Origin of the sequence: Caballeronia choica (genome assembly GCF_001544535.1) — a bacterium.
GTDB lineage: Bacteria > Pseudomonadota > Gammaproteobacteria > Burkholderiales > Burkholderiaceae > Caballeronia > Caballeronia choica.
Genome location: NZ_FCON02000292.1, coordinates 1 through 5,131, shown reverse-complemented (window position 1 = coordinate 5,131; position 5,131 = coordinate 1). Strand labels below are relative to the sequence as shown.

Annotated in this window: 4 protein-coding genes; 1 reads left to right on the top strand and 3 read right to left on the bottom strand. The window is 64.6% G+C overall.

The features are described from left to right. Window positions 1-479 (top strand): hypothetical protein (locus AWB68_RS48625; RefSeq protein WP_235028823.1); only part of this gene is annotated, 479 nt, incomplete at its 5' end. Window positions 480-1,550: 1,071 nt separating this feature from the next. On the opposite strand, the gene AWB68_RS42540 is transcribed toward AWB68_RS48625, so the two are convergent. The 3 genes from AWB68_RS42540 to AWB68_RS42530 all read right to left on the bottom strand — a co-directional run bounded on the left by AWB68_RS42540 (window position 1,551) and on the right by AWB68_RS42530 (window position 4,855). Next, the gene (locus tag AWB68_RS42540; protein ID WP_087650122.1) at window positions 1,551-2,441 is read right to left on the bottom strand and encodes an alpha/beta fold hydrolase; all 891 of its coding nucleotides are present in this window, start codon (window positions 2,439-2,441) and stop codon (window positions 1,551-1,553) included. A gap of 113 nt (window positions 2,442-2,554) precedes the next feature. Further along, window positions 2,555-3,649, bottom strand: a complete 1,095-nt coding sequence (locus AWB68_RS42535) for a M14 family metallopeptidase (protein ID WP_087650121.1) — start codon at window positions 3,647-3,649, stop codon at window positions 2,555-2,557. 12 nt (window positions 3,650-3,661) lie between these two features. Beyond that, the gene (locus tag AWB68_RS42530; RefSeq protein ID WP_087650120.1) at window positions 3,662-4,855 is read right to left on the bottom strand and encodes a M20 aminoacylase family protein; all 1,194 of its coding nucleotides are present in this window, start codon (window positions 4,853-4,855) and stop codon (window positions 3,662-3,664) included. Between the last annotated feature and the right edge of the window lie 276 nt (window positions 4,856-5,131).

Below are 5,131 nucleotides of genomic sequence, written 5' to 3'. Positions count from 1 at the left end.
CCATCGCCGTGACCTTCGCCATGGCCATCGCCGTGACCTTCGCCATGGCCATCGCCGTGACCTTCGCCATGGCCATCGCCGTGACCTTCGCCATGGCCATCGCCGTGACCTTCGCCATGGCCATCACCGTGGCCATCGCCATGGCCATCACCATGGCCATCGCCGTGACCTTCGCCATGGCCATCGCCGTGACCTTCGCCATGACCTTCGCCATGGCCATCGCCATGGCCATCACCGTGACCGTGACCGTGACCATCGCCATCGCCATCGCCATCGCCGTGACCATGACCATCGCCATGAGGACCATGATGGCCGTGATGACCGTGATGACCGTGGCCGCTACCCGTATCGCCGCCGGTATCGCCGCCCGTATCACCGCCGGTATCGCCGCCTGTGTTACCGCCTGTGTTACCGCCTGTGTTACCGCCCGTATCACCGCCTGCATGACCGCCCGGGCTACCGCCCGTATTACCGCCTGAATCACCGCCCGTGCCACCGTCCCCGGTTCCGCCTGTGCTGCCCGACCCGCCGCTGTGACCGGTGCTCGAACCCGCACCCGTTGAATTGCCGCTGGAAGCACTGTTCCCCGTGCCGCTGGCACCCGCGCTGTTACCTGAACTGCCGGCGCTCGTGCCCGCGGCACTTCCACCCGACACGCTGCCGGAAGATCCCCTTCCGTTTCCCGGGATGATCACGGCCGCACCGCCGCTGCCAGAGGTCCCGTCCGAGTCGGCACCGTAACCCGCGTTCCCACTGTCGGTGCTCAACGCAGCAACTGTTACGACAGCAGAGGGTGCGTTGACCGCATTCGCGTCAGCCAGCGGAACGCAATCACCCGACATCACGTTGTAGCAGGGAGGAATGGGCGCCCCCGCGAGAGGCAAAGCGCCGGCCTGTGCGTTCACCAGTCCGGGAATAGCGCTGGCGAGAACGATGCAGCTCACCTTGAGAGCGGTCTTCAAACTTGTTTTATAAGTAGTACTCATTTTAGCCTCGTTTTGGAATACCTATCGGTACCGCTCTCCTACCTTGGCAGGGCGCGATGTGCGCTAAGGATGACAGCCTGAGGAAAGCGTTCTGTGCGGTGAGACACTCGACCGTCTGTCGCTGTGTTGCGGGAGTGCCCGAGGCCGCAGAAAACGTTTGCGTCACCGGGTTTTCTTTCGGCTTTGTAAGCTGTCAGAGCCTTGTCCCGCTTCGATTTCAGGGCAATCGAGCTCGCCTGAATCGAAGCCATGTCCAACGGCGATTCACGGCCGATGCGCACCGAAGGTTCGACACGAACTCGCGGTCGCCGTAGTGGTTAACGAAGGTAAGTGCCGCCCCGTGGAGATACGGGGAATCGGACGAGAAGGGGCGTCGCCCTCTCCGATGGACAGGCGTATGACGCAATAACCCGCATTGCGGGTGACATCATCGCAAAGTGAAAGCGGTAGCCAGGCGATTCGATCTATATCACCGGCCGTTACTCGCGACCGGACCGTAGTTCTCTTGAACCGGTCGCCTGACGAAGAGAACCCGTCAAGGCACAAGGCCGATCCCGCGACGATCTACCGCAAATGGGCGATCACCGCGCGAGCCACGGCATCGGGCGTTTCCCTGAGCGGAAAATGCCCGGCGCCGTCCAGCACCAGCCGCTCGTATCCGCCGGCAAACCACCCTTCCTTCCCCTCCGACGACTCCGGCTCATCGCACAGATCGACCGCGCCTTGCAGCATCAGCGTCGGCGTGGCGATCCGCTCGATCGTCGCGAGGCGCGCGTAAAGCTCCGCGTAGGCCGGATCGGAGGCTTCGTCCTTGCGCCAGCGTCGGCGGTAGCCATTGAGCGTGATGGGAACCCAGTCGGGATTGTCGAAGGCGCGGGCGGTGGCGTCGAACTCGGCGTCGTCGAACCAGCCGGGCGGCGACCACGTGTCCCACTGGATGCGGGCGAAGCCTTTGGGATCGGCGCGGATCGCGGACGGCGCATCGTCCAGCGTCATGAACCATTGGTACCAGAACTTGCGCGCCTGCGAGAACCCCGGCAACTCGAAAGCGCCGCGCGGCTGGAACGCCAGCGCCAGCGCTGCGATGCGGCGCACGCGCTGCGGAAAGAGCGCGGCCATCGTGTACGCGGCGCGCGCCCCCCAGTCGTGACCGACGACGTCGAACGTTTCGACGTTGAGCGCATCCGCGAGATCGATCGCATCGCTCGCGAGGGCAACGCCCGAGCCGTCGCGCACGGTGTCGTCGTGCAGGAAACGCGTTGTGCCCGAGCCGCGCAGTTCAGGGACGATAGTCCGGAAGCCGGCATCGTTCAACGCGCCCGCGACGCGCTCCCAGGCACGCGCCGCATCCGGCCAGCCATGCAGCAGGATGACGGGCGGGCCCTCGGCCGGGCCGGTGTCGGCATAGGCGATGTCGAGCTTCAATGTCTTCGCGCGGCGGTTGAAGTCGAGCATGGCGCACCTTCCTCGAATGCGGAGAAGTCATTCTATCGAAGGCAGGAAGCGCGCGTATTCCATGTCCTCGCGTCCCAAGGGACCGCTTGAGACTTCCACCATCGCGAAGGCGTTCAGCAGACCTCGCGCGCGAGGCCGTAGATCGCCTGCTGCACGGCCACCTGCGCCTGGCCGACGATCATGCCCTTCCACGCATCGTCATCGAGATAGAAGGCGTCGCGGATCTGCGAGCGAATCTCCGCCTGGAGCGCTTGCGGCGCATCCGGATGATGCCGCAGCCAGACATCGGCGCGCAGCATGTGAAGCATGTCGGTGAGCGGCACCGTGCCGTATTCGATGGCGATCGCCGCATTGGCCGCATGCGGGCAAGTCTGCCGCAGACTTTCCGACACCGGCCCGGCGACATCCGCCGCGATCGACGTTCCATCGAGCGGACTCGTGACGTCGGCGCCCCACCACTCGCGCGCTCGACGCAATTCCTCGCGACCGCCACTGCCGACGCAAATCTTCGCGCCGAAGCCGGGCGGCCCGAGCCCCGTATGAAAATCGATCCAGCCGATGCTTTCGCATGGCTCGCCGTATTCGGCCAGCAATTGCCGCAGCGTCATCGTGCTCCATGCAGGCTCGTGGCCGCCGAAGAACATGCCGTGCGCATGGGTATATTGCCCGGTCGTCACGGCTTGCTGGTACGCCCACTCGCCGTGCGTTTCGATGGTGTGGCGGATAGCGGCCGCGTTCTCTTGCGATGGCGGCCATGCTTCAGGAATCAGCAGGCCGTGGACTTCGTCGTAAGCCGGATTGCCCGGCAACGGCGCGTCGAAGTCGATGCTGTTGCGGTTCAGGTCGACGTTCGCTTCGGTCGTGCGGCTGAGGTACGAAAAGCCGTACGGATTGATCGCGTGAACCAGCAGGATCGCGACATCGAGCTTGTCGAGCAATGCATGAACCGCGACGTCGCCGAGCGTTGCGCTCTGCGCGGCCGATCCGCAAAATCCTTCGACGCCATGCGTGCCCGACGTGAGCACGAGCATGCGCCGCGCGCCGATGGGGCCGAGGCGCACGACGTCAGTCGCAAGCTCCTCACCTTCGAGGCCGGTGAAGCCGGGCAGCACGCGGCTGTCGACGGCGAATCCGCGCGCCGCGGCGGCACTCAGGAAACTGGCGCGGGCCGCGCGATAGGAGCCGGAAAAACAGGACACTGGGTTCATAGTTGTCGGTTCTCAGCCCCGTACCAGGAACTTCTCGACGAGCCGCACCCAGTAGGTCGCGCCGAGGGACAACACGTCGTCGTTGAAGTCGTAGCTGCTGTTATGGAGCATGCACGGGCCGATGCCGTGGCCATGCTCGCGATGCCCGCCCGCGCCGTTGCCGATATACGCATAGCAGCCGGGCCGTTCCATCAGCATGTAGGAGAAGTCTTCGGCGCCCATCGTCGGATCGACGTCGGCTTCCACATGCTCCGCGCCCACGATGTCCTGCATCACGCCCAGCGCGAAGCGCGTCTCCTCGGCCGTGTTGACGGTCGGCGGATAGTTGCGCACGAAACTGACTTCGGCGGTGCAGCGATACGCTGCGGCGGTGGCCGTCGCGATCTCGCGCATGCGCGCTTCGATCAGGTCGAGCACATCGACTGAAAACGTGCGCACGGTTCCCGCGAGCGTGGCCTCATCGGGAATCACATTCGTCGCGTGGCCCGCCTGGATCTGCGTGATGGAAAGCACGGCGGCATCGATCGGGCGCTTGTTGCGCGTCAGGATGCTCTGCAGGCCCGTGCCGATCTGCATCGCCGTGAAGACCGGATCGACGCCGTCGTGCGGAATCGCCGCGTGCGCGCCCACACCCTTGATGCGGATCTCGAACTCGTTGCTAGATGCCTGCGTCGCGCCGACGCGCGCGCCAAATTCACCCGCCGGCATGCCCGGCCAATTGTGCAGCGCGAACACGGCATCGACGGGAAAGCGCTTGAAAAGACCGTCTTCGATCATCGCTTTCGCGCCGCCGCCGCCCTCTTCCGCCGGCTGGAAGATGAACACGACGGTGCCGTCGAAATCGCGATGCTTCGACAGATACTGCGCCGCGCCGAGCAGCATCGCGGTATGGCCGTCGTGGCCGCATGCGTGCATCTTGTTCTCGTGGCGCGACGCATGCGCGAACGTATTCAGCTCGGGGATCGGCAGCGCGTCCATGTCGGCGCGCAGGCCGATCGCGCGCTTGCCCGAACCCCGGCGCAACACGCCGACGACGCCCGTCTTGCCAAGCCCGCGCGTGACTTCGATGTCCCATTCCTGCAGCTTTTGCGCGACGAGTCCGGCGGTGCGCTCTTCTTCGTAGCGCAGTTCCGGATGCGCGTGGATGTCGCGACGAAGCGCCTGGATCTCGTCGTGGGCCTGCGCAATCGCGGGGATGATTTTCATGCTGCTTTTCCTCGAAAGTGGTTCGACATGGATCATTGTCGACGGCCAGAATTCGAAGAAAAAGCTGATATTTATTGTTCGTGACTTAAGGAAAACTTGTGTATCGGGATCGCCGTCGTCAAGGTTCGCGCGCCATGGCGGCGGCACGCGAGCGCGCCCGGATGCTGTCCTGGATGATCGTCATCACCGCGTGCCGATCGTGGATCCTGCGCTCCAGCATGCCGACGACGCGCCGTGGCGTGCTCTTCGCGAGCGGCAGGATGCGCAGTGCGGGAT

Coding starts and splice junctions, on each gene's coding strand:
- AWB68_RS42540 (WP_087650122.1), bottom strand. CDS start 2,441: ATGCTCGACTTCAACCGCCGCGCGAAGACATTGAAGCTCGACATCGCC.
- AWB68_RS42535 (WP_087650121.1), bottom strand. CDS start 3,649: ATGAACCCAGTGTCCTGTTTTTCCGGCTCCTATCGCGCGGCCCGCGCC.
- AWB68_RS42530 (WP_087650120.1), bottom strand. CDS start 4,855: ATGAAAATCATCCCCGCGATTGCGCAGGCCCACGACGAGATCCAGGCG.